Consider the following 23,623-nt stretch of genomic DNA (forward strand, 5'->3'; position numbering starts at 1 on the left):
GCTCAGTGGCCTGCCAGCTTCAGAATGCGGGCGAAGTCAGAGAGCATGGTGGCCATCTGCACCCGGGGCACCTGACCCGGCGCCACCTGCGGGCGGAATACCGCCTGCAGCTTGCCCTTGGGATTGATGAGCACGATGGAGGCGGAGTGATCGATCAGGTAATCCTTCTCCCCCTGATTGGCGATGGAGTAGATGAGCCCCAGATTGCGCACGAACGGGAACAGTTTGTCGTGGGGGGCGGTGGCCGCCTTGAACTCGGGATTGAAGAAGGCGGTATAGGTCTTGAGACGTGGAATATCATCACGCTGGGGATCCGCCGAGATAAACACCACCTGACTGTCGGGCGCCATCTTCTTCAGCTGGTCATAGACGGAGCGCATATCTGCCAGGGTGGTGGGGCAGATATCGGGGCAGAAGGTGTAACCGACAAACAGGAAGGTCCAGTGCCCCTTCAGGTTGGCAGGAGTGAACGGCTGGTTGTCCGCATCGGTAAAGGCAAAATCATTGATGTCCCGCCCCGCCGGATAATAATCGGCCTGTTCCGGCTGCTCTGGCTGCGTGGCGTAAAACACCAGAATCAGACAGGCTGTCAGCAGCAGAAAGAGCAGGGGATAGCGGAGCTTCATCATAACAAGAGACCCTTTCAGTTCGAGGCAGATGGCCAGCAGTGACCGGACAAGAGGGGTCATTGTACCCCAGCGAGCCGCCAAGGTGGTTCAACCTTGTGCAACGCCCTGTCAGGAGTCGACCATTTGGCATAATTAATCGCCAGTTGCGGCCATAAAAAAACCGGCCCCCTCGGGTGCCGGTTATGGATGGATTTGTTTGTCTCTTCTGCTCAGGGGCGAGCGTTGCGTCCCTGCTGCAACATCTTGCCGATGGCCCGCACGCCGATGGGAATCACGGGGGCCAGCCAGCCCTCTTCCCCCTGGCGATCACCGTGACCCCGTTTGAACAGCAATACCAGACGCACCACCTTCTCTTTCGGGCATCCCAGCCAGAGCGTCCAGTGCGAACCACGATGGTGCAGCCAGAGACCGTAAAACCAGGTCATCCGGCTACCTTTGACGAAACGGGTGATTGACGATTCCGCTGGCGCAGCCCCAGCCTCTGAATCCCATGGCGATCTTGATGCCATACCAGTCCTCCTTGACCGACAGGTCATGTTGCTTCGTCGGCCTGAACTGGGAACAGGCCCGTCACGACTATCTGCAACCATTACGAGTGGTCCCCTTTGCCCGACAAGGCTCGGGATCTCCCCACTCCCCCTTCATATCCCGTGAAGGTGTACTGCCTGATTCTCGTTGTTACCGGCCCTCCCGTCACGGCGCATTGCGATGGTCAGAGGGAGGCGCCAAGCCCTGTCTCGGCGACAGGGCACTGATCTGAGCATATATCTGAAATGGATGATTGGTAGCCGGTCGCGCAGGACAAAAATGCCGCCACCGATGATCTGTTTGATATGACAGGGAAAGTGCGCCAGAAACAGCACGGCCTCCCGAAGGAGGCCGTGTGGCAAACGCAGTTGGCGGAGATGATTACATCCAGTCGGCGTTGCGGATCACCCCGACCGCCAGCCCTTCGATGGTGAGCTGCTGGCAGGAGAGATCCACCTCGATGGGGGAGAGCTCTTCATTCTCTGGCAGCAGCCATACCTGACTGCCCTTGCGCTGGAAGCGCTTGACGGTGACATCCTCATCGAGACGGGCGACCACCACCTGACCGTTGCGCACCTCCTGGGTCTTGTGCACCGCCAGCAGATCGCCATCCAGAATGCCGATGTTCTTCATGCTCATCCCCTGTACCCGCAGCAGAAAATCTGCGCGCGGATGGAACAGGGCGGGATCAACCTGATAGTGGCTCTCGATATGCTCCTGAGCCAGGATAGGTTCACCGGCGGCAACCTTGCCGATGAGCGGCAGGCCGCTCTCTTCCAGCTCCTCTTCCTCTTCGAGCAACAGGCGAATGCCGCGGGACGTGCCCGGCATGATCTCGATGACCCCTTTTTTGGCCAGGGCCTTCAGATGTTCTTCGGCCGCATTGGCCGACTTGAAACCAAGCTTCTGGGCAATCTCGGCACGAGTCGGCGGCATACCGGTCTCGCTCATGTTCACCTTGATCAGCTCCAGCACTTCGGCCTGGCGGGGGGTAAGGGGTTTCATAGAATTGGCACCTGTCTTTTTATACAGCACACTGGCAGTATATACAGTGCAGTGGCCAAGGCAAGGCGCAGCTGACATTTGTCGCAACCAACCCCTCATTTACTGCTGTTTTGATCCTGCGCAGCCGACTCATCGTACCTCTCGGCGACAAGGGGCTGTCGATTTGCTATGCTCACGCCGCATTTTTTTGGAGAGCAGACGCACATGTCCCTAGGACAGAAGATTTCCAGAGCCATCTTGCAATGGCCGGTCAGCGGCTTGGTCAATCACAAGAGCCTGCCGGAAAATCCCATCACAGAACTCAATCTGGATCCGGCCAGACCCATCGTCTATGCCCTGAAAACCAGTTCGATCACCGACCTGATGACCTTGCAGCAGTGCTGCGAGGATCTTGGTCTGCCCGGTCCCTTCACGCCGCTGGAACTGAACGGCCAGCTGCTGCCGCGCTATGTCTGTCTGGATCGTCCGCCTCCCCTGTTTGGCAAACGCAGCAAACCGCTCCCCTTCCTGCAGGAGTTCCACCAACTGCTGGATCTGCACAAGCAGGATCCCGAGCTGGATATCCAGGTGGTGCCCGTCACCCTGTTCTGGGGCCGCGCTCCGGGTCGGGAAGGGGAAGAAGCCTCCGGCCTCAACATCATCAGCAGCCTGGCGCCGAACCGGCTGAAGAAGGCACTTATCGTTATCCTCAAGGGGCGCGAGAATCTGGTGCGCTTCTCGCCGCCGCTCTCCCTGCGCTACATGGCCGACAAGCACGGCACCGACGAGGCCATCGCCCACAAGCTGGCGCGAGTGGCCCGTACCCACTTCAGCCGTCAGCAGCTGGCCGCCACCGGCCCGAAACTGCCGAACCGCAACCTGCTGTTTAAGCAGCTGCTCGACTCCGCGGTGATCCAGCAGGCGATTGAAGAAGAGGCCCAGCGTGAGGGGATCAGCCTCGAGAAGGCGCAAAAGCGCGCCCATAGCTACATGGACGAGATCGCCTCCAACTTCTCCTACCGGCTGATCCGCCTTGGCGAGAGCTTCCTCGGCTGGCTGTGGAACAAGCTCTACCGCGGTTTGTCGGTCAATGGCGCCGAGAAGGTACGCCAACTGGCGCAGGAGGGGCACGAGATCGTCTACGTTCCCTGCCACCGCAGCCACATGGACTACCTGCTGCTCTCCTACGTCATCTACCACCAGGGGATGGTGCCACCCCATATCGCGGCAGGCATCAACCTCAACTTCTGGCCGGCGGGCCCCATCTTCCGCCACGGCGGCGCCTTCTTCATTCGCCGCACCTTCAAGGGCAACCCGCTCTACAGCACGGTATTCCGGGAATACCTCAACCTGCTGTTTGCCAAGGGTTACTCGGTAGAGTTCTTCACCGAAGGCGGTCGCTCCCGTACCGGCCGTCTGCTGCCGCCCAAGACCGGCATGCTGGCGATGACCCTGCAGGCGATGATGCGCGGGCTGGACAGGCCGGTCACTCTGGTGCCGGTCTATCTGGGTTACGAGCACGTGATGGAGGTGAACACCTACCACAACGAGCTCAAGGGAAGCCGCAAGGAGAAAGAGAGCTTCCTGCAGGTGCTCGGCATCCTGCGCAAGCTGCGCAACTACGGCCGTGGTTTCGTCAACTTCGGCGAGCCGCTGACCCTCAACAGCTACCTGAGCGAACATATCCCCGACTGGAAAAAGCACATCGGGGAAGAGGAGCGTCCGGAGTGGATGGCGGGCACCGTCAACAATCTGGCCGAACTGCTGATGACCCGCATCAACGGCGCTGCCGCGGTCAACGGCCTGACCCTGAGCGCGCTGGCGCTGCTGGCCGCCGAGCGCCACGCCCTGACTCGCGACGAATTGCAGGCCCAGCTCAACACCTATCTGGATCTGCTCAAAGCGGTGCCCTACAGCCCGCAGAGCACCATTCCGGATGAGGATGCCAAGACCTTGCTGGATCAGGCGATGGAGCTCAACAAGTTCGAGGTGAGCGAGGACAAACTGGGGCAGATCATCAGTCTCGACCGCTATCAGGCGATCCTGCTGACCTACTACCGCAACAACATCCTCCACCTGTTCGCCATGCCCTCTCTGGTGGCGGCACTGATCGAACGGTGCGAGGGGATCTCCCGCAGCGAGATCATGGCCCGCTGCATCGACATCTATCCACTGCTCAAGACCGAGCTGTTCCTGCGTTATGAAGAGGAGGATCTGCCGGCGCTGGTCGACAGCCTGCTCGACGCCCTGCAGTCCCAGCAACTGATCGAGACCCGTGATGGCGGCTACTGGGTCAATCCGGCCAACCAGATGCGCCTGCTGCTGCTGGCGGAGAGCATTCAGGAGACCCTGCAACGCTACGCCATCGTGCTGACCCGGGTACTGGCCCAGCCTCACATCGAGGCGGAACAGCTGGAAGCGGACGGCCTGATGATGGCAGAGCGCCTCGGCACCCTGCACGGCATCAACGCCCCCGAGTTCTTCGACCAGAAGCTGTTCAGCACCCTGATCCACACGCTGCGCAAGGAGGGTTACCTCTCTCCCGAGTGCAAGCCGGATCTCGGCCGCTTCCAGGCGCTGGCCGACAACATAGTACCGCTGCTGAGCAACAAGATCCGCCGCACCATTCAGGCGGGCAATCAGCTCTGATCTGCAACGCAAACAAAGAAGGCCGCATGATGCGGCCTTCTTTTTATCCAGTTTTACTCGGGGCGCAATCACGCCAGCAGGTAGTCAAACACCAGACCGGCAAACACCAGCGCCCCCACATAGTTGTTGTTGAGAAACGCCTGGAAGCAGGCTTCCCGCTGCCGCTCGCGAATAAGCCGCTGCTGATAGACAAACAGCACCGCCGCTCCCAGCAATCCCCAGTAATACCAGCCCCCCAGCGTCATCAGTTGCCCGACCGCCAGCAACAGCAGCAAGGTCGAGAGTTGCAGTGCGCCGATGATCCGCTTGTCGTAACGACCAAACAGGATGGCGCTGGATTTGAGGCCGATCTTGAGGTCGTCATCTCGATCCACCATGGCGTACTGGGTATCGTAAGCCACGGTCCAGAGCAGGTTGGCGAAGAAGAGCAGCCAGGCCACCAGCGGCAGGGCATCTGCCTGCGCCGCATAGGCCATCGGAATCGACCAGGAGAAGGCCATCCCGAGCACCAGCTGGGGATTGGAGATAAAGCGCTTCATGAAGGGGTAGCTCACCGCCAGCAGCAGGGCGACAAACGACAGGCCGATGGTGAGCGGATTCATGGTCAGCACCAGACCAAACGAGATGAGCGCCAGCACGAAGAAGAGCGCCAGCACCTCCCACGGCTTGACTCTGCCCGTGGGCAAGGGTCGGCCAGCGGTGCGTTTGACATGGCCGTCGAAGTTGCGATCCGCATAGTCGTTGATGACGCACCCGGCCGAGCGCATCAGAAAGACCCCGACCACAAATACGGTCAGCACCCAGAGATTGGGCAGGCCACCAGCGGCCAGCCAGAGCGCCCACAGGGTTGGCCACAGCAGCAGCAGAGTGCCTATGGGTTTGTCGACACGGGCCAACTGCATATAGGCAAGTCCCCGCTCCTTGGTTAACAGATTCACTCCAGCTCCTTGTCACAGACGAGAGAGGGCAGAAACAGCTCGTGCACCAGCAGTGGCCACTGCCCCAGAAACAGACGGGAACGACGCCCCCAGACAGTGGCAGCCGGGCAACGGGAATTGGCGGCAATATCGAAACGGGCCAGTTGCAGATGATCGCGGCGGGCAGGCTCATGGCCAAATACCCGCTCACCCAGCGGCTGCTCGCCAAGCTCGGCAATGCCGCTCCCTTGCAGTGCGTCATCGGCAAACAGGGTCCAGCCCAGCACGGCTGGCCCACGATCCCCGTGCAGGATCACCTCGCGGCAGGTGCCGGCCGGCGAGGCCGAATCCACCAGCCACTGCTCATCGGCAGTAAGGGCGACCGGGTGATTGCCCAGCCACTCCACCGAAAAGTGGCGATTGTGCAGACGCAGCCGCCGGGTCATGGAGCCGGGCTCCAGCAGCCAGGGGCGCAAGCTGGCGGGCAATTCGCAACATTCGGGGGCCAGCCACCCGCTTAACGGCGTGAGGGGAACAGTCAACTCGGACTTCACAGCTTCACCATCCAGAGATTTCCGTGTTCAGGTTAAAATCCGGTTTATTATCCGTAAATCAATAGCGAAATGTAAGAACATCCGTGCTTGACGGCCCCGATGGCAACATCAAAAATGGGTTATCTCTTGCTGATGAGCCATCTATATGAAGATCTTCAAAATTCTGCTGGTGTTGTTACTGAGCTGTGGCGCCCTGCAGCAGCAAGCTCTGGCTGAAGATGAGCCGCCCGCCGAGGGCGCAGAGGGGGCCGCCAAGCCCGGTTTCTCCTACCACGCGCTCGATCCCGACATCATCACTAACTACCTGAGTGATAGCAAAACCCTCGGTTATATCCGAGTCACGGTGGAGCTGATGGCGGAAAACGAAGCCGATCTCAAGCTGCTGGAGCAGCATGACCCGCTGATCCGCGATGCCATCATCCGCCTGATTGGCAGCAAAAATGCCGATCAAGTGAAGTCCCTGACCAACCGAGAAGAGCTGCGCAAGGAGTGCGAGACAACCGTCAACGAACTGCTGGTGAAAGAGACCGGCAAGAAAGCGGTGCGCGAGCTTATCTTCACCAAGTTCCTCTACCAGTAATCCCTACCAAAACAATCGCTTATTGGCATATCGGCCAATAAGCGAGCGTTGCCGGTTTATTCGAAATGAAAATCGATTACAATACGGCCGTCAAGTCGTAGAGGTAGTCGTTATGGGCAGCAAAACCCTGTGTGAATGGCGCCGTCACGAGATCCCCACCGATCTCAAGGCGTTGCGCAAGATAGTCCGCAAACCCAAGTTTGTCTGCAGCAAGTGCGCCCGCAGTGCCAATGACAAGGGTTACCTCTGCCAGCCGCTGCGCTTGAAAGAGGAGTAATTTTCCACTCTAACCGCCGTTCAAAGAGGACCTTGCTAGATTTCATCCTTTACAAGTCTGGCGTAGTACTGCTCAAGCTCGGTGGTCACCTGACGTAATTTCGAGTCTAGGTCTACCTGTCTTGCCCAGACAGCTTCCATCCCACTGGGACTTTGGCGGAGTACTTCGGCCATTTGTGCTTGATTCTGCATCAGTTCGAGATAGTGAGCTCGAAAAGACAACAAAGCATTCAGGCGTCCCATATTATTGGCTCGCTCTGCCTCTTTAGCTGATTTCCGCGCATACCATACCGCCACAACAGCGATGAATCCCGCAACCAATGAGATCACGTCACTGATAGAGATAGCGATATTCTCCCCAATCTCAAATATCATTGATCGGTCCACCCCTGACGCCCCTGTTCGAACAATCTGCGTGCCTGGGTATCATTCGGGCAAACGCCGCGATACTCCTCGCCTGAGCGGCCAGCCAGATAGAGATGCTCGGGGCGGCAATACCATGCCAATCCCTTCTGATGTCCCTGCTTCCACAGTTCGGCATCCACCTTCTTGCCACACTGGCCCTGATGGAACTCGATCCGCTCGGTGGTGAAGCCCAGCTTGCCATCCGCCTCCCCAACCTCACTCCATACCTTCTCGCAGGGATCATCGTTGGAGACACAGCCACCCAGCAGGGCAGCCAACAATATGATGAAGAGTCGCATAGTCATCCTTGAGCGTCATTTGGGCAGTTCATTCTACCCAGCGGCCCGCCCCTGACCAAGGACGAACGCTCAGCCATGTGAGCGCGGCAAAAAAATCAGGCGGGCCCAAAGCCCGCCTGTTCGTTCAATACCGTGGTTCACTGGTCATCGAAAGTGTCATCATCCTGCCAGCTTTCATCTTCCCACTGATCCAGCTCTTCTTCCCAGGAATCCGGCTCCCAATCATCATCAGAGGAGTCGTAATCCGGCTTGTGTCCACCCATCTTCACTCTCCTTGGATAGTTCACCCGCACTCCAATTTTATCCGGAATTGTCGGGCTCGCCAGTCAGAGAGAGTTCAAAGTTTGACCAGAGTCCGGCCGGCGATCTGGCCTTGCGTGATGGCCTCGGCGGCCTCCACTACCTGCTCCAACCCAATCTCGGTGACCGCCTGAGCGAAGAAGCTGGCAGGAAGATCACGTGCCAGTCGCTGCCACGCCAGTTGACGACGTTCAAACGGGCACATCACCGAATCGACCCCCTGCAGCCGCACATTGCGCAGGATGAAGGGCATCACACTGGTAGGCAGATCAAAGCCGCCCGCTAACCCACAGGCCGCCACGGCGCCGCCATAGTTCATCTGAGCCAGCAGCTTGGCCAGCACCTGACTGCCGACGGTATCGATGGCAGCGGCCCACAGCTGCTTCTCCAGCGGTTTGGCAGGCACCAGCAGCTCGCTGCGCGGCACGATGCGGCTGGCACCCAACGCAGTGAGCATGGCGCCCTGCTCTTCCGGACGACCGGTCAGCGCCGCCACCTGATAGCCAAGGGCTGCCAGCAGGGCAACCGAGGTGGAGCCCACGCCGCCAGCCGCGCCGGTGACCAGCACCTCGCCACTTGCGGGAGTAATACCCGCCTCTTCCAGTGCCAGCACACAGAGCATGGCGGTGAGACCGGCGGTACCGATGCACATGGCCTGGCGCTCATCCAGCCCGGCGGGCAACGGCACCAGCCAGTCCCCCTTGACCCGCGCCTGTTCGGCCATACCGCCCCAGTGGCCTTCGCCCACGCCCCAACCGGTCAGCACCACCTTGTCGCCGGGCTGATAGCGGCTGTCGGCAGACTCGAGCACGGTACCGGCGAAGTCGATGCCGGGCACCAGCGGCCACTGGCGCACTATCTTGCCCTTGCCGGTGATGGCCAGCCCGTCCTTGTAGTTGATGGAGCTGTAGGCAACGGCCACCCGAACCTCACCTTCCGGCAACTGGCTCTCGGCCAGCCGGGTCAGAGTCGGTACAGTCTTGCCGTCTTGGTTTTCCAGTAACAGAGCCTTGAACATGGTTGCCTCTTTGATGACGTGTGAAACGGGGATCAGCTGCTTTGACGCTTTTGCAGTTGAAAATCGAGAGCCAGCGCGATGCTAGTTATGGGTTCAGTCGTTCTCCAGCGCAGTGAGGCAGTGCGAGAGAGTGCGCGCCAGCGCTCCCTGATTGCGCAGCACCACGGCGCGGGCCTGCTCGCCCATCTCGCGGCGGGCGTTACCGTCGGCAAACAGCTGGCTCACCTGCTCGCCCAGCTCGGCGGCATCGGCCACGATGGCGGCGCCCCCCTGAGCCACCAGCTGGCGGGTGATGTCGCTGAAGTTGAAGTAGGCGGGGCCGGTAAGGCAAGGCTTGCCGAGGGCTGCCGGCTCCAGCAGGTTGTGACCGCCGATCTTCACCAGACTGCCGCCAACGAAGGCCACATCGGCCGCCGCCAGCATCAGCGGCAGCTCGCCCATGGTATCGCCGAGATAGACCTTATCCTGTGCTCCAACCGCAGCATGACTGGTGCGCCGCACGCAGCCGTAAGGGGCACACAGCTCGGCCACCCGGTCGAACCGCTCGGGGTGGCGCGGCACCAGAATGAGCAGCGCGTCGGGATGGCGTTTGAGCAGCAGATCGAAGGCGGCCAGCACCTGCTCATCCTCACCCAGATGGGTACTGGCGGCGATCCAGACCGGCCGATCCGCCCCCAGCTGCTGGCGCAGGGCGCGCCCCTTGGTCTGCACCTCGTCACCAAACTGGATATCGAACTTGATGGAGCCGGTCACCGCCAGCCGCGAACGATCGATGCCAAGGCGGGCGAAGCGGTCGGCGTCATCCTGATGCTGGCAGAGCAGATGGGTCAGTGGCCGACTCAGGGCGTCGAAGGCGCCGTGGAAGCGGGCATAGCGCTGGCAGGATCGCTCGGAGAGGCGGGCATTGATGATGGTCACCGGCAGATGGCGCGCCTCGCAGGCGGCCAGCCAGTTCGGCCACAGCTCGGTCTCCATTACCCAGAGCGCGCGCGGCTTGAAGGTGTCGAGAAAGGCGGCAATGGCCCAGGGGTAGTCGAGCGGCGCGTAGCGATGGATCACCAGATCCCCCAGCTTGGCAGCCTGATCGGCGCCGGTGCGGGTGGTGGTGGTGAGCAGGATCGGCAGATCGGGCCGCTCCGCCTTGAGGGCACGAATGAGCGGCGTGATGGCCAGCGTCTCCCCCACGCTCACCGCATGGATCCAGAGCGGCGCCTCCTGTCCGGTGGCGGGCAGCCGCCCGAGATGCTCGGCCCAGCGCTTGCCAAAGCCGGGCTTGCCTTTCTTCGGCTTGTAGAGGGCCAGCAGCGCCAGCGGCAATCCCAGATGGATCAGCAGGTTGTAGAGCAGACGGTAGGGCATCTTACTGACTCTGCTCCAGCTTCTTGCAGGCATCGACCACCTGCTCCGGCGCCAGGTCGATCAGGCACTTGAGATGGCCGAACTTGCAGGTGCGCTTGAAGCAGGGGCGACACTCGATGTCGGTGTGAACGATCTCGACCCGATCCGCCAGCGGCGGGGTATAGAGCGGCGAGGTGGAACCATAGACGCCCACCAGCGGCCGGTTGAGGGCGGCGGCGATGTGCATCAGGCCGGAGTCGTTGGAGATGACCCGGCTGGCCAGCGCCATCAGATCGATCGCCTCGTGCAGGCTGGTCTTGCCCGCCAGCACGTGGCAGTTGGGGCGGGTCAGCAGGTTGACCCGATCCCGGATGGTGTTGGCCACCGGCACATCCTTGTTGGAGCCGAAGATCCACACCTGCCACCCCTCGTCCAGATGCTGCTGGGCCACCACGGCGTAGTGCCCCTCCGGCCAGCGCTTGGCCGGGCCAAACTCGGCACCGGGGCAGAGCACCAGCACCGGGCGGGCGCGATCCAGCCCCAGTCGCTCCAGCGCCTTGCTCTGGTTGACCAGATCGACGTGCAGAGAGGGGTGGGGAATGGTCGGAATATCGGCCCGGCTCTTCATCTGCGCCTTGGGATAAGCGAGCGCCAGATAGCCCTCCACCATCAGCGGGAAGGCGGACTTGTTGCTGCGCATATCGTTGAGCAGGCCGAAGCGGTGCTCCCCTTTCCAGCCGGTACGCACCGGAATGCGGGCAAACCAGGGGATCAGCGCCGATTTCATGGAGTTGGGCTGGACGATGGCCTGATCGTACTTCTCGGCCGCCAGCTGTTTGCCGAGGCGGCGGCGCGCCACCAGCTTGAAGTCACCGTGGCCGAGGGGCATGGTGATCGCCTTGTCCACCTCCGGCATCCGCTCCAGCAGGGCGCAGCACCAGGCGGGGGCCATCACTTGCAGCTCGCTCTCGGGATGGTTGGCCTTGATCGCCTTGTAGAGACTCTGGGACATCACCATGTCGCCGACCCAGGAGGGGCCGATCACCAATATTTTCATTACGCGTCTTCTCTCGGGTCTGGCCCGGCGGTTAATCATCACTGGGCGAGATTATGCCCCAAGAATGGCTGGATAAATAACAGAAGATCCTTGGCAAACGCTGCCGTCACCCCATTTTTCCAGCAGTGCCCCGCTTCCAACCGGACGAGACGAGACAGGCAAACAGCTGATAGAAACGGGCAATGGCGGCTCTCTCTTTGACCCGTTTTTCCGTTAGAATGGCCCATCAATACGCATTCGACCCGCCAGCCGGGCAATAACCGTGAGCCCACATTCGTGAAAAAACCGACTCTGGCTGCCGTTCTGATCGTCAAGAATGAAGCCGACAACCTGCGCAAGTGCCTCGCCTCCCTCGACGGACTGGTGGACGAGATCGTCATTCTGGACTCCGGCAGTCAGGACGAGACCCCGGCCATCGCCGCCGAATTTGGCGCCCGCTTCTTCGTCAACGCCAAGTGGCCGGGCTTTGGCAAACAGCGCCGACTGGCCCAATCCCACGTGCAATCCGACTGGGTGCTGTGGCTGGATGCCGACGAGCGGCTCACCCCCGAGCTGAAAACCGCCATAGCCAACGTGATGGCCAATCCGGCCAGCGATACCATCTACTCGATCCCGCGCCTCTCCTGGGTGTTTGGCCGCTTTATCCGCCACAGTGGCTGGTATCCGGATCGGGTGCTGCGCCTCTATCCCAAGGCGCTCACCAGCTACAACGAGGCGCTGGTGCACGAAAAGGTGGAAGTGCGGGCCAACATGAAGATCGTCAATATTCATGGCGACCTGCTCCACTTCACCTATCGGGATCTGGAGCACTATCTGGTGAAATCCGCCGGTTATGCCCGCGCTTGGGCCGATCAGCGCACCGCTCGCGGCAAGAAGGGCTCCCTCAGTCAGGGGCTGATCCACGCGGTCGGCTGCTTCCTCAAGATGTACCTGCTCAAAGCGGGCTTCCTCGATGGCAGGCAGGGGCTGCTGCTGGCGATCCTCTCCGCCCACTCCACCTTCGTCAAATACGCCGACCTCTGGGTGCGCCAGCAACCGCAGCAGCCGGAATAACCGTCATACGAAACAGGGCCCCGCGGGGCCCTGTTTGCATTGCTGCATACGTTATTTGCGCCAGAAAGGCGCCGCCCAGCGGGCCATCACCGGCACCATGGTCTTGGGATCGAGCTGGCTCATATCCTCAGGATGGTCGCTATCCTCAGGCGGGCTAAAGGCGAGGTGGCGCCCTTCGCTGTTGAGGGGCTTCCAGCGCAGCGGAGTGGCGGAGCGGCGCATCGGGAAGAAGCCGATGGTCGGCACATCGAGCGCACCAGCGATATGGAGCGGGCCGGTACTGCCTGCAACGAACAGGGCGGCGTTAGCCAACACCTGACAGAACATCGGCAGACCATCGCTGGAGCGGTAGATCCAGCCGTTACCACCGTGGGCCAGCAACTCGGCCGCCAGCTGTTCGGCCATCTTCTCCTCACCCGGGCCGGCGGTCAGCACGCACTGCAACTCGGGGCAGGCCTGATTGAGCTTGATGATGATGCGGGCATACTGCTCGATGGAGAGGTTGTTGGCCGAGCCACCGCTGCCGGCGTGTACCATCAGCCAGGGGCGGCTGGCATCGAGCTTAAGCTTGGCCGCCAGCTGCTCGCGCACCTGCCGCAGAGTCTCGTCATCGAACCGCAGGAAGGGGGTCTTGGGCTCCACCACCGCCACCTGCTGATCGGCGAGGAAGCGGCGGATCAGCTCCAGATTGTACTCGGACTCAGGCTTCTGGGAGCGGGAGCGACGCTGCACCAGTCGCTGGTTGTAGAGCACCTGCGCCAGCTTGGTCGCCGGCGCCAGCCGGTAAGGGATGTGCGCCTTCCACACCAGCATGGCGTTGCGGGAGTTGGAGAAGAGGCAGATGGACGCGTCGAACGCCGCCGCCTTGATCCGCGCCAGCAGCGCTCGCTGTTGCTCCTTGTCGGCCCGCACGCCCGGATCGATGATCACCTCGTCAATCCAGGGGCAGAGCCGGGCCAGCGGCGCCGTGTAGGCCGGAACCAGGGCAGTCACATGACACTCCATGGAGCCTTTGAGCATGGCGAAGCTAGGCCACGCCAGCATGAAGTCACCAATCTTGTCATTGCGAACGACCAGAATACGTTTCATAAAAAATCCCTTTGCTCCCTGTCACCAATGCAAGGAGGCTTGATGCGCGATGGCGTATTCTTGCCTGATGCACTGCTATTCTCAAGCGACGACCTTATAATGCGACCAAATTTCCAGGTTGCAGGACCGCAAAGATGACTACTAGGGTGATCTATCCCGGGACTTTTGATCCCGTTACCAATGGCCACGCCGATCTCATCGGCCGCGCCGCCAAGCTGTTTGACGAGGTGGTGGTCGGGGTCGCCAACAGCCCGAGCAAGCGCCCGCTGTTCGATCTGGCAGAACGTGTCCAGCTTGTCCAGCAAGTGACCAGCACGCTTCCCAACGTCAAGGTGGTGGGCTTCTCCGGTCTGCTGGTCGATTTCGCCAAAGAGCATCAGGCCAACGTGCTGATCCGCGGCCTGCGCGCCGTCTCCGACTTCGAGTACGAGTTCCAGCTGGCCAACATGAACCGCCGCCTGATGCCGGAGCTGGAGAGCGTCTTCCTCACCCCGGCGGAGGAGAACTCCTTTATCTCCTCCACTCTGGTGAAAGAGGTGGCGCTGCACGGTGGCGACATTCGTCAGTTTGTCGATCCCGTGGTGGCCCAAGCCATCGCAGCCAAACAGAAAGGGTGATCCCCTTCCACATTCCACACTCGCCATTCCCAACGGCAACAACGAACAAGGGCTACCCACGGGTAGCCCTTGTTGTATCTCTCTCGTTATAGAGAGGTCAGCCTGCTTGCCGGTTACTGACGGGCAAACCGCTCATTCATCTCCTGCACCAGCAGATCGAGCCACTCGTAGCGGCGCCGATACATGGCCCGCTTCTTGGAGGCGATCTCCTCCAGCGGCTTGCGCGGCTGGGCTTGCAGAGCGACGAAGTTAGCATCCACATCCTGCGCGTCGAACTCCTGCCACAGCTCGTCGTAATCGGCCTGTAGGTTGGCTTTCTGCTTGCTGCTGTAACGCCTGGCCTGAAACACGTGGGCCCGCTTGCGCACCGCCAGCACCTCCGCCGCCCCCATGGCCTGCGCCAGTTGCAGCACCAGCTGCACAAGCAGGGATTTGGGCCGCAGGCCGTGCCCCTCTTTGGTCAGCTCGCGCACCCGATCCTGGGCATTGTCGACCGCAGGCTCCGGCCCCTGCATGGAGCCGATCATCAGCATCAAACGATCCACGCTACCCGCCAGCGAAAAGGCGCAGCTGTAGAGGCGCTGTCCCTCGCCGTTGACGATGGAGAGCGCCAGCTCGGCCTCGCGGCGGAAGGTGCCATCGTGACGCAACAGAATGCGGCAGCCGCTCTGGGGATAGTGCCCAAGTTCGATCCCCTCGCCCAGATAGAGCGAGTCGATCAGCTGCGGGTAGCACTCCAGCAGCAACCGATAGTGATTTTCCAGCATCTCGGCACGCTCACGGGCGCTGGCACAGGCGAAGCGATAGGGGCGCATCGGCTTGTCGAGCAGCTCGGGATAGACCGCTGGCAGCGCCTTGAGCGAGTCGCACTGAAATAGGCTGAAGACCCGGCTCAGCGACTTGCGATAGAGCAGGCTGCGCAGCACGAACTTGCCGCGATTGAAGGTTTTCCGGTCACATCCTTCGGGGTAGAGGAAGCGGGCCATGGATTTTGCGCAATAGCGCTCCTGCCGGGATAAATCTTCCCAGTCTATTGATTTAACTGTCATTTTTATATTCTCAAACCGCCTGAACGGTCGGGATACTAGTGACAGCTGTGCAAATCTTCAACAGAGTGGAAATACGCTGTTACAACTTCCCTCGGATCGGGGCAAAAAGTGCGCTCAGCGCTGGCAATGACTGCAAAAAACCGTGGTGCGCTGGCCCATTCTTGTCTCGGTCAGCAGGGTGTGACAGTGGAAACAGGGCTGACCGCCACGGCCATAAACCTGCAACTGCTGCACGAAATAGCCCGGCTTGCCATCGGCGCTGGTGAAATCCTTGAGAGTAGTGCCGCCCTGGCGAATCGCCTCGGCCAACACCCGCTTGATCTCGGCCACCAGGGTTCCCAGCCGCTCTGCGCTGATATTGCCTGCCGCCCGCTTGGGGTGAATGCCGGCGGCATAGAGCGCCTCGTTGGCGTAGATGTTGCCCACCCCGACCACCACCTGATTGTCCATCAGGAACTGTTTGATGGCGGTGCTGCGTCCCTTGGCGCGCCCCTGCAGGTAATCAGCACTGAAGGCATCGGTGAGCGGCTCGGGCCCCAGCTTGGCGAGCAGCGCATGGGCTTCGGCCGGTTCCCGGGTCCAGAGCAGGGCGCCGAAGCGGCGCGGATCGTTGAGCCGCAGCAGCTTGCCATTCTCCAGCTCGATATCCACGTGGTCGTGCTTCTCGGCTGGCGTGCCGATATCCAGCACCCGCAGGCTGCCGGACATCCCCAGATGAAGGATGGCAGTGCCGAAATCGGTCTCCAGCAGCAGGTATTTGGCACGGCGACGCACCCGATGGATGGTGAGGTCCACCAGCTCCTGAATCTCACCGGGGATCGGCCAGCGCAGGCGGCCATCCCGCACCACTACACGCGTCACCTTGATACCGGTGAGCCAGGGGGAGATCCCCTGACGACTGACTTCAACTTCTGGCAATTCAGGCATGGGCACCTCGCAAGGAAAAGGAACTCAGGGGGCAGGACGCAGCAGATCGCGATACTGCTCGGCAGTGAGGGCGAGCCAGAGACCGGAGGGCAGCTGAGCGCCATATTGGCCGCTGTTCTGATAGAGGCCGATCTCGACCGGATCGCTCTGGCCGGCAATCCACACCTTGATGGTCACCGGGGTACCGCGCACCACCTCGCCGGGGAGCAGCAACCAGCTCTGCCAGCGTGCCAGACGGGCATCCAGCTGAGCCGTGTCGAGCCCCAGATCCGGCATACTGCGCCAGCCCTGACCGATCCGCTCAATCTGCCAGCTCGGCCCCTGCCAAGTGAGCACTACGGACGCATCCGGCAACAAGGGGCGAGCCCGCTTGGCGCTGTTCTCCTGCTGGGCAGTCTCCATACGATGCAACAGGGTGATCACGATCAGCACCACCACAATGATCACGTTATTCCAGCCTTTGCGGCTCAATTTGAACATGGCAAGCCTCCCTTTGAACCGGCAGTGTACTGAATTCGGCGCATAAAAAAACCCGGCACGAAGCCGGGTTTTTGGGAATGCAGCATCAAGTAATTACTTGATTTTGCCTTCCTTGTAGATCACATGCTGACGAACAACGGGATCAAACTTTTTGATCTCCATTTTTTCGGGCATGGTGCGCTTGTTTTTGGTAGTGGTATAGAAGTGACCAGTACCGGCGCTGGAGTTCAGGCGAATTTTCTCGCGAATACCTTTAGCCATGATCTAATTCCTTATACCTTAACACCGCTGGCGCGCAGTTCAGCCAGAACCACTTCAACGCCACGCTTGTCGATGATACGCATGCCTTTTGCGGATACGCGCAGGCTTACGAAGCGTTTTTCACTCTCAACCCAGAAACGGTGAGTGTGCAGGTTCGGCAGGAAACGACGCTTGGTGGCGTTGTTAGCGTGCGAACGGTTGTTACCAACTGCCGGGCGCTTGCCGGTTACTTGGCATACTCTAGACATGTCAGTCTCTCCAAATCTTACTTCATTGCTCGAGCAAATATCTGCCCCGCTGGCCTTCGATTGCGGGGCAAACAGAAGGCGGCATTTTATACAGCATCCGTGATCAAAGATCAACTAATACGGTGCCAGAGCACAGTTATAGCCAACCGCGCTCGGCAAAAGAAACCGTGATGCCATCACCGATCACCAAGTGATCCAGCACTCTGATATCGATCAGGGCCAAAGCGGCCGTGATCCGATCCGTGATCTGGCGGTCGGCCCTACTGGGCTCGGCGACGCCGGACGGGTGATTATGCGCCAGAATCACCGCGGCTGCATTATGTTTGAGCGCGATCTGCACGATTTCTCTTGGCCAGACGCTCGCCGAATCGATTGTGCCGAAAAAAAGCTCAACAAATTGAATGACTCTGTGCTGATTGTCGAGCAACAGCAGGGCAAACACCTCGCGTGGCCGATCCCGCAGCTGGGCCTGCAGATAGTCCCGGGTCAGCTGGGGCGAGGTGAGGGCATCGCCCCGTTGCAACTGCTCGGCCAGATGGCGTCTGGCCATCTCAAGCACCGCCTGCAACTGGGCATATTTGGCCGGGCCAAGGCCGTGCGCCTCGCAGAATGCCCGTTGATCCGCCCCCAGCAAGCTGCGCAAAGAGCCGAATTGATTCAATAGATTACGTGAAAGATCCACTGCACTCAGGCCATTGACGCCGGTGCGCAGAAAGATGGCGAGCAGCTCGGCATCGGAGAGCGCCGCGGGCCCCTGACGCAGCAGCTTCTCTCTGGGGCGTTCATCTTCCGGCCACTCTTTGATGCTCATTTGTCTCTCCCTCATCCCTGTTGAGAAAAAACATAGCAAAAAATTGCGCGCGCCTGACCACACCCCTTGATGCCAACCCCTGTCGTCATCCATTGCCTGTGGTATCTTAGCCGACCAGTCAGAATGAGCCGGATAGAGAAACAGCAGATGAGATTGGCCGATAAACGCATCCTGTTGGGTGTCAGTGGCGGGATCGCCGCCTACAAGAGTGCCGAGCTGGTACGCCGCCTGAAAGATCAGGGCGCCGAAGTGCGGGTGGTGATGACCCGCTCCGCCAAGGAGTTCATCACCCCGCTGACCCTGCAGGCGGTCTCCGGTAATCCGGTGGCCTACAGCCTGCTGGATCCCTCTGCCGAGGCAGGCATGGGCCATATCGAGCTGGCCAAGTGGGCCGATCTGGTACTGATCGCCCCCGCCAGCGCCAACCTGATGGCGCGCATGGCCGCCGGCATGGCCGACGAACTGCTCACCACCCTCTGTCTGGCCACTCCGGCGCCCATCGCGCTGGCGCCCGCCATGAACCAACAGATGTATCTCAACGCTGCCACCCAGGCCAACCTCAAGACCCTGGCCAGCCGCGGCATTCTGCTGTGGGGGCCGGATGCCGGCAGCCAGGCCTGTGGCGATGTGGGCCCGGGCCGGATGCTGGATCCCCTCGAACTGGTGGATCGCTGCTGCCAGCAGCTGGCCGCCGAGCCCTTGCTGGCAGACGTCAAGCTGCTGCTCACCGCAGGTCCAACCCGCGAGGCGCTCGATCCGGTGCGCTACATCAGTAATCACAGCTCCGGCAAGATGGGCTATGCCATCGCCCGCGCGGCCCGCGAAGCGGGCGCCGAAGTGACGCTGGTGAGCGGCCCGGTGACGCTGGCTACGCCTGCTGGCGTGACCCGTGTCGATGTGGAGAGCGCGGAGCAAATGCATCAGGCTGTGATGAGCCGGGTGGGCGAGTGCGACCTCTTCATCGGTTGCGCGGCCGTGGCCGACTACCGTCCTGAGCAGGTAGCCAGCCAGAAGATCAAGAAGAGCGGCGACAACGACCAGATGGTGGTGAAGCTGGTGAAAAACCCCGACATCATCGCGGCCGTCGGTGCCCTTTCAGACAAACCCTTCACCGTCGGATTTGCCGCCGAAACCGTGGATGTGGAACAATACGCCCTCGACAAGTTGCAGCGTAAGCGGCTGGACATGATCGCCGCCAACGATGTGTCCCGCGAGGGGCAAGGCTTCAACGCCGATGACAACGCCCTGACCGTGTTCTGGCAAGGGGGCCAGGCCCCGCTGCCGCTGGCCGACAAGCTGACGCTGGCCCGTCACCTGATCGCCCTGATTGCGCGCCACTACCGGCACTGAGCGTCCCGAAAGAACAAGACTCACGGCGCCCCGCCTTGCCAAGAGGGGCGCCAATACAAGATCCAACTGAAAAAGCGATTCATGACTACACAAATTGAACTGAAGATTCTGGATGCCCGTATCGGTACCGAGTACCCGCTGCCCGCCTACGCCACACCGGGCTCTGCCGGCATGGATCTGCGCGCACTGCTGGATGCGCCGCTGACTCTGGCTCCGGGTGATACCACCCTGGTGCCGACCGGTCTGGCCATTCACATCCAGGATCCGGGTCTGTGTGCCACCATCCTGCCCCGCTCCGGCCTCGGCCATAAGCACGGCATCGTGCTGGGCAACCTGGTCGGTCTCATCGATTCCGATTACCAGGGTCAGCTGATGGTATCGGTCTGGAACCGCGGCAAGGATGAGTTCACCATGCAACCCGGCGAGCGCATCGCCCAGCTGGTGATCATGCCGGTAGTTCAGGCCAGCTTCCAACTGGTCGATGAGTTCAATCAGAGCGAACGGGGTGAAGGCGGTTTTGGTTCTTCTGGTCGCCAATAACAGACCACACCAGCCCGATGGGCGGTGCTTAATAATAGAATCAAGCCATTGTTTTTTTAGGGGAATCCATGGCAAGCAGTAATCAGAAACAGAGTCGGCGCGATCAGATCCTGCAGGCGCTCGCCCATATGCTGGAAACCAGTCCGGGTCAGCGTATCACCACGGCCCGTCTGGCGGCCGAGGTCGGCGTCTCTGAAGCAGCCCTCTATCGACATTTTCCCAGCAAGGCGCGGATGTTCGAGGGGCTGATCGACTTTATCGAGGATTCCCTGCTGTCACGGGTCAATCTGATCATGGCGGAAGAGAAGGACACCATGGCGCGTTGCCACCATATCCTGCAGCTGCTGCTGGTGTTCGCCGAGCGCAATCCCGGCATTACCCGCATCCTCAATGGCGACGCCCTGCTGGGTGAGCACGATCGGCTGCGGGATCGCATCAGCATCCTGTTCGACAAGCTGGAGACCCAGATCAAACAGGTGCTGCGCGAGAAGCGGCTGCGCGAGGGTCAAGGCTTCCAGCTAGACGAGACCATGCTGGCTAATCTGCTGCTGGCCTACACCGAAGGTCGCATCAGCCAGTTCGTGCGCTCCGAGTTCAAGCTCAAGCCGACCGCAGGTTTCGAAGATCAGTGGCAATTTATCCGCAGCCAGCTGCTGCAGAGCTGATGGTTTTTTCGCATCATTCAGCAAAAAGAAGGGAGGCTTTGGCCTCCCTTCTTTTTTGTGTCAGGTTTTTATGGCAGAAAAGAAGTACCAGATGCGACCCGTACTGTCGCGCTGCGGTGTTAGATTTATCCACCATGAACCTTTTAGAACCTGACAGGACATCCTATGGAACCCGAAATCATTACCGAAGCGCAGACCTGGCTGGTCAATAACCAAGGCCTGCTGATCGAATATGGCGTCAATATCGCCGCCGCCCTGCTGACCCTGCTGGTCGGCTATATCGCCGCCAACCTCATCAGCGGTGGCGTGGTCAAGGTGATGCAGGCCCGCAAGCTGGACATCACCGTCACTCACTTCGTCGGCAGCATTCTCAAATACGCCATTCTGGTGTTCGTGGTAATCGCCGCGCTGGGCCGGGTCGGCGTGCAGACCGCCTCCTTCGTCGCCATTATCGGTGCCGCCGGTCTGGCCATCGGTCTGGCGCTGCAAGGCTCGCTCTCCAACTTCGCTGCCGGCTTCCTGCTGATCATCTTCCGCCCCATCAAGGCGGGCGAGTTTATCGAAGTGGCAGGCACGTCTGGCGTGGTGCAATCCGTTCAGCTCTTCACCACCACCCTCACCTCCGGTGACAACAAGATGGTGGTAGTACCGAACTCCGCCATCCTCAACGGCACCATCGTCAACTACTCCCGCATGGATACCCGCCGCGTCGATATGACCTTCGGTATCGGCTACGGCTCCGACCTGCGCAAGGCCAAGCAGATCCTCGAGCGTCTGGTGAATGAAGAGCCGCGCATCCTGAAAGATCCGGCCGCTACCATCGCCGTCGCCGCGCTGGCCGACTCCTCGGTCAATATCGTGGTGCGCCCGTGGGTCAAGACCGGCGACTACTGGGGTGTCTGGTTCGACTTCCACGAGAAGGTGAAACTGACCTTTGATGCCGAAGGCATCGAGATCCCCTTCCCGCAGATGGTGATGCACATGCAAAAAACGCAGGCGTGATCGCGGTTCTGCTGCAACAGACAATGCCAGCCTTCGGGCTGGCATTGTCGTTTCTGGCCCCAGCCCATGGCCATGTCGGTGCATAACCACGCCAACCGGATGAAAACAATTTCAGGCTATCGGGGTGGCCCCAATCATGAGCAAGCGCAAGATCCGCCTTGCTTTCGTGACACATAATCCCAATGTTCTGGTTGTATGCTCCCGACAGTGACCCATTGCGGTAAAAGACAATCGGTAAAAATCTGTTACACGGGCCGCCCGTTCGGCTCGCTATAATGCTCGGATAATAAGGTTTGGCGGGACCTTGCCTGCAAGGTTCAAACACAACTTGGCATTTCAGGAATCCTATGAAAAATATCAATCCAACCCAAACCCAGGCCTGGCAGGCACTGGAAGCCCACTTTGCAGCAAACAAAGAGACCCGACTCAAGGATCTGTTCGCGCAGGACCCGAAGCGCTTTGACAAGTTTTCCCTTACCTTCGGCGGCGACATCCTGGTTGATTACTCGAAGAACCTGATCACCGAAGAAACCCTCAAGTTGCTGGTTGATCTGGCCAAAGAGACCGATCTTCGCAGCGCGATCGATGCCATGTTCAATGGCGACAAGATCAACATGACCGAAGGCCGCTCGGTGCTGCACGTGGCCCTGCGCAACCGCTCCGACCGCCCCATCGAGTGCGACGGCAAGGATGTGATGCCGGAAGTGAATGCCGTACTGGCCAAGATGAAGGGCTTCTGCGAGAAGATCATCTCCGGCGAGTGGAAAGGCTACACCGGCAAGGCGATCCAGCACGTGGTCAACATCGGTATCGGTGGCTCTGATCTGGGCCCGGTGATGATCACCGAGGCACTGCGCCCCTACAAAAACCACCTGCAGATGCACTTCGTCTCCAACGTCGATGGCACCCACATCGCCGAGACCCTGAAGAAGATCGATCCGGAAACCACCCTGTTCCTGGTGGCCTCCAAGACCTTCACCACTCAGGAGACCATGACCAACGCCCTGACCGCCCGCGACTGGTTCATCAACATCGCCGGTGACAAGGCCCACGTTGCCAAGCACTTCGCTGCGCTCTCCACCAACGGCAAGGCCGTGGCCGAGTTCGGTATCGACACCAATAACATGTTCGAGTTCTGGGACTGGGTTGGCGGCCGCTACTCCTCCTGGTCTGCCATCGGCATGCCCATCGCCCTGTCTGTCGGTTTCGAGAACTTCGAAGCCCTGCTGCAAGGCGCCTTCGAAATGGATATGCACTTCGCCACTGCCTCCTATGAGCAGAACGTGCCGGTGCTGCTGGCGCTGATTGGCCTGTGGTACAACAACTTCTACGGTGCCGAGTCCGAAGCCATCCTGCCGTACGACCAGTACATGCACCGCTTCCCAGCCTACTTCCAGCAGGGCAACATGGAGTCCAATGGCAAGTACGTGGATCGCAACGGCAAGCCGGTTGACTACCAGACCGGCCCCATCATCTGGGGTGAGCCGGGCACCAATGGCCAGCACGCCTTCTACCAGCTGATCCACCAGGGCACCAAGCTGATCCCCTGTGACTTCCTGGCGCCGGCCATCAGCCACAACCCGATCGGTGACCATCACCCGAAACTGCTGGCCAACTTCTTCGCCCAGACCGAGGCGCTGGCCTTCGGCAAGAGCAAGGAAGAGGTTGAAGCCGAGTTCCTGGCGGCTGGCAAAACCCTGGAGCAGGTCAAGGATCTGGTGCCGTTCAAGGTGTTCGAAGGCAACCGCCCGACCAACTCCATCCTGTTCAAGAGCCTGACCCCGAAAACCCTGGGAGCCCTGATCGCCATGTACGAGCACAAGATCTTCGTACAGGGCGCAATCTGGAACATCTTCAGCTTCGACCAGTGGGGCGTGGAGCTGGGCAAACAGCTGGCCAACAAGATCCTGCCGGAGCTGGGCAACAACGAGGCTGTCACCAGCCACGACTGCTCCACCAACGGTCTGATCAACACCTGGAAAGCGTGGAAAGCCTGA

General features: G+C 60.3%; 28 protein-coding genes. 10 read left to right on the forward strand and 18 right to left on the reverse strand.

Going from position 1 to position 23,623, the window contains the following annotated elements:
- Positions 1 to 2 precede the first annotated feature (2 nt).
- The 3 genes from A9G06_RS19415 to lexA form a co-directional block, all read right to left on the reverse strand.
- A complete protein-coding gene (locus tag A9G06_RS19415) occupies positions 3 to 629 on the reverse strand; it encodes an SCO family protein (protein ID WP_005339543.1) in 627 nt (208 codons plus the stop codon).
- A 209-nt stretch (positions 630 to 838) separates the two neighbouring features.
- Positions 839 to 1,054 carry a hypothetical protein gene (locus A9G06_RS19420; protein ID WP_019446524.1) on the reverse strand — a complete coding sequence of 72 codons (216 nt, stop codon included), beginning with the start codon at positions 1,052 to 1,054 and terminating at the stop codon, positions 839 to 841.
- 484 nt (positions 1,055 to 1,538) lie between these two features.
- On the reverse strand, positions 1,539 to 2,162 hold the full coding sequence (lexA, locus tag A9G06_RS19425) for a transcriptional repressor LexA (protein WP_069556307.1): 624 nt from the start codon (positions 2,160 to 2,162) through the stop codon (positions 1,539 to 1,541).
- Positions 2,163 to 2,366: 204 nt separating this feature from the next.
- Here lexA and plsB point away from each other — a divergent pair, with 204 nt between their 5' ends.
- The gene (gene plsB, locus A9G06_RS19430) at positions 2,367 to 4,790 is read left to right on the forward strand and encodes a glycerol-3-phosphate 1-O-acyltransferase PlsB (protein WP_069556308.1); all 2,424 of its coding nucleotides are present in this window, start codon (positions 2,367 to 2,369) and stop codon (positions 4,788 to 4,790) included.
- Between the two features lie 68 nt (positions 4,791 to 4,858).
- On the opposite strand, the gene ubiA is transcribed toward plsB, so the two are convergent.
- Both ubiA and A9G06_RS19440 read right to left on the reverse strand, forming a co-directional pair.
- Positions 4,859 to 5,728: a 4-hydroxybenzoate octaprenyltransferase gene (ubiA, locus tag A9G06_RS19435; RefSeq protein WP_069556309.1), complete on the reverse strand. Its 870-nt coding sequence runs from the start codon at positions 5,726 to 5,728 to the stop codon at positions 4,859 to 4,861.
- On the reverse strand, positions 5,725 to 6,261 hold the full coding sequence (locus tag A9G06_RS19440) for a chorismate lyase (protein ID WP_005342060.1): 537 nt from the start codon (positions 6,259 to 6,261) through the stop codon (positions 5,725 to 5,727). The genes ubiA and A9G06_RS19440 overlap by 4 nt, the downstream gene beginning before the upstream one ends.
- A gap of 145 nt (positions 6,262 to 6,406) precedes the next feature.
- On the opposite strand from A9G06_RS19440, the gene A9G06_RS19445 reads away from it, so the two are divergent.
- Both A9G06_RS19445 and A9G06_RS22160 read left to right on the forward strand, forming a co-directional pair.
- On the forward strand, positions 6,407 to 6,841 hold the full coding sequence (locus A9G06_RS19445; protein ID WP_005339527.1) for a flagellar basal body-associated protein FliL: 435 nt from the start codon (positions 6,407 to 6,409) through the stop codon (positions 6,839 to 6,841).
- 112 nt (positions 6,842 to 6,953) lie between these two features.
- Entirely contained in the window at positions 6,954 to 7,118 is a 165-nt protein-coding gene (locus tag A9G06_RS22160; protein ID WP_005339525.1) for a hypothetical protein, read from the forward strand.
- A 35-nt stretch (positions 7,119 to 7,153) separates the two neighbouring features.
- On the opposite strand, the gene A9G06_RS19450 is transcribed toward A9G06_RS22160, so the two are convergent.
- From A9G06_RS19450 to waaF, 6 genes are all read right to left on the reverse strand, one after another.
- Entirely contained in the window at positions 7,154 to 7,492 is a 339-nt protein-coding gene (locus tag A9G06_RS19450; RefSeq protein WP_064339007.1) for a hypothetical protein, read from the reverse strand.
- Positions 7,489 to 7,821, reverse strand: a complete 333-nt coding sequence (locus A9G06_RS19455; protein ID WP_064335097.1) for a DUF2799 domain-containing protein — start codon at positions 7,819 to 7,821, stop codon at positions 7,489 to 7,491. Before A9G06_RS19455 ends, A9G06_RS19450 begins: the two co-directional genes overlap by 4 nt.
- Before the next feature lie 137 nt (positions 7,822 to 7,958).
- Positions 7,959 to 8,084, reverse strand: a complete 126-nt coding sequence (locus A9G06_RS22525; RefSeq protein ID WP_005339521.1) for a hypothetical protein — start codon at positions 8,082 to 8,084, stop codon at positions 7,959 to 7,961.
- 74 nt (positions 8,085 to 8,158) lie between these two features.
- The gene (locus A9G06_RS19460) at positions 8,159 to 9,139 is read right to left on the reverse strand and encodes an MDR family oxidoreductase (RefSeq protein WP_069556310.1); all 981 of its coding nucleotides are present in this window, start codon (positions 9,137 to 9,139) and stop codon (positions 8,159 to 8,161) included.
- 93 nt (positions 9,140 to 9,232) lie between these two features.
- On the reverse strand, positions 9,233 to 10,498 hold the full coding sequence (gene waaA, locus A9G06_RS19465; RefSeq protein ID WP_069556311.1) for a lipid IV(A) 3-deoxy-D-manno-octulosonic acid transferase: 1,266 nt from the start codon (positions 10,496 to 10,498) through the stop codon (positions 9,233 to 9,235).
- Position 10,499: 1 nt separating this feature from the next.
- Positions 10,500 to 11,534 carry a lipopolysaccharide heptosyltransferase II gene (waaF, locus tag A9G06_RS19470; RefSeq protein WP_069556312.1) on the reverse strand — a complete coding sequence of 345 codons (1,035 nt, stop codon included), beginning with the start codon at positions 11,532 to 11,534 and terminating at the stop codon, positions 10,500 to 10,502.
- Positions 11,535 to 11,810: 276 nt separating this feature from the next.
- Between waaF and A9G06_RS19475 the strand changes: the two genes are divergently transcribed.
- On the forward strand, positions 11,811 to 12,587 hold the full coding sequence (locus tag A9G06_RS19475) for a glycosyltransferase family 2 protein (protein WP_069556313.1): 777 nt from the start codon (positions 11,811 to 11,813) through the stop codon (positions 12,585 to 12,587).
- 51 nt (positions 12,588 to 12,638) lie between these two features.
- Here the strand turns inward: A9G06_RS19475 and A9G06_RS19480 are convergent, their stop codons facing one another.
- The gene (locus tag A9G06_RS19480) at positions 12,639 to 13,676 is read right to left on the reverse strand and encodes a glycosyltransferase family 9 protein (protein WP_069556314.1); all 1,038 of its coding nucleotides are present in this window, start codon (positions 13,674 to 13,676) and stop codon (positions 12,639 to 12,641) included.
- A 134-nt stretch (positions 13,677 to 13,810) separates the two neighbouring features.
- On the opposite strand from A9G06_RS19480, the gene coaD reads away from it, so the two are divergent.
- Entirely contained in the window at positions 13,811 to 14,293 is a 483-nt protein-coding gene (gene coaD, locus A9G06_RS19485) for a pantetheine-phosphate adenylyltransferase (protein ID WP_040069411.1), read from the forward strand.
- 113 nt (positions 14,294 to 14,406) lie between these two features.
- On the opposite strand, the gene A9G06_RS19490 is transcribed toward coaD, so the two are convergent.
- From A9G06_RS19490 to radC, 6 genes are all read right to left on the reverse strand, one after another.
- A complete protein-coding gene (locus A9G06_RS19490; RefSeq protein ID WP_069556315.1) occupies positions 14,407 to 15,279 on the reverse strand; it encodes a VirK/YbjX family protein in 873 nt (290 codons plus the stop codon).
- A 177-nt stretch (positions 15,280 to 15,456) separates the two neighbouring features.
- Positions 15,457 to 16,269: a bifunctional DNA-formamidopyrimidine glycosylase/DNA-(apurinic or apyrimidinic site) lyase gene (gene mutM, locus A9G06_RS19495; RefSeq protein WP_005357390.1), complete on the reverse strand. Its 813-nt coding sequence runs from the start codon at positions 16,267 to 16,269 to the stop codon at positions 15,457 to 15,459.
- A gap of 24 nt (positions 16,270 to 16,293) precedes the next feature.
- Positions 16,294 to 16,749 (reverse strand): hypothetical protein, encoded by a 456-nt coding sequence (locus tag A9G06_RS19500; protein WP_069556316.1) that lies wholly within the window; start codon positions 16,747 to 16,749, stop codon positions 16,294 to 16,296.
- Between the two features lie 93 nt (positions 16,750 to 16,842).
- Positions 16,843 to 17,010: a 50S ribosomal protein L33 gene (gene rpmG, locus A9G06_RS19505; RefSeq protein WP_005307500.1), complete on the reverse strand. Its 168-nt coding sequence runs from the start codon at positions 17,008 to 17,010 to the stop codon at positions 16,843 to 16,845.
- A gap of 11 nt (positions 17,011 to 17,021) precedes the next feature.
- Entirely contained in the window at positions 17,022 to 17,258 is a 237-nt protein-coding gene (gene rpmB, locus A9G06_RS19510) for a 50S ribosomal protein L28 (RefSeq protein ID WP_005307492.1), read from the reverse strand.
- Positions 17,259 to 17,394: 136 nt separating this feature from the next.
- Positions 17,395 to 18,069 (reverse strand): DNA repair protein RadC, encoded by a 675-nt coding sequence (radC, locus tag A9G06_RS19515; protein ID WP_005339502.1) that lies wholly within the window; start codon positions 18,067 to 18,069, stop codon positions 17,395 to 17,397.
- Between the two features lie 147 nt (positions 18,070 to 18,216).
- Between radC and coaBC the strand changes: the two genes are divergently transcribed.
- From coaBC to pgi, 5 genes are all read left to right on the forward strand, one after another.
- On the forward strand, positions 18,217 to 19,419 hold the full coding sequence (gene coaBC / locus A9G06_RS19520; RefSeq protein WP_069556317.1) for a bifunctional phosphopantothenoylcysteine decarboxylase/phosphopantothenate--cysteine ligase CoaBC: 1,203 nt from the start codon (positions 18,217 to 18,219) through the stop codon (positions 19,417 to 19,419).
- A gap of 81 nt (positions 19,420 to 19,500) precedes the next feature.
- Positions 19,501 to 19,959 carry a dUTP diphosphatase gene (gene dut, locus A9G06_RS19525; protein WP_005339498.1) on the forward strand — a complete coding sequence of 153 codons (459 nt, stop codon included), beginning with the start codon at positions 19,501 to 19,503 and terminating at the stop codon, positions 19,957 to 19,959.
- A 68-nt stretch (positions 19,960 to 20,027) separates the two neighbouring features.
- Positions 20,028 to 20,624, forward strand: a complete 597-nt coding sequence (slmA, locus tag A9G06_RS19530) for a nucleoid occlusion factor SlmA (RefSeq protein ID WP_005339495.1) — start codon at positions 20,028 to 20,030, stop codon at positions 20,622 to 20,624.
- Positions 20,625 to 20,789: 165 nt separating this feature from the next.
- A complete protein-coding gene (locus A9G06_RS19535) occupies positions 20,790 to 21,626 on the forward strand; it encodes a mechanosensitive ion channel domain-containing protein (RefSeq protein ID WP_069556318.1) in 837 nt (278 codons plus the stop codon).
- 347 nt (positions 21,627 to 21,973) lie between these two features.
- On the forward strand, positions 21,974 to 23,623 hold the full coding sequence (pgi, locus tag A9G06_RS19540) for a glucose-6-phosphate isomerase (protein WP_005339491.1): 1,650 nt from the start codon (positions 21,974 to 21,976) through the stop codon (positions 23,621 to 23,623).

It is taken from the genome of Aeromonas sp. DNP9, from assembly GCF_001728955.1.
GTDB lineage: Bacteria > Pseudomonadota > Gammaproteobacteria > Enterobacterales > Aeromonadaceae > Aeromonas > Aeromonas veronii.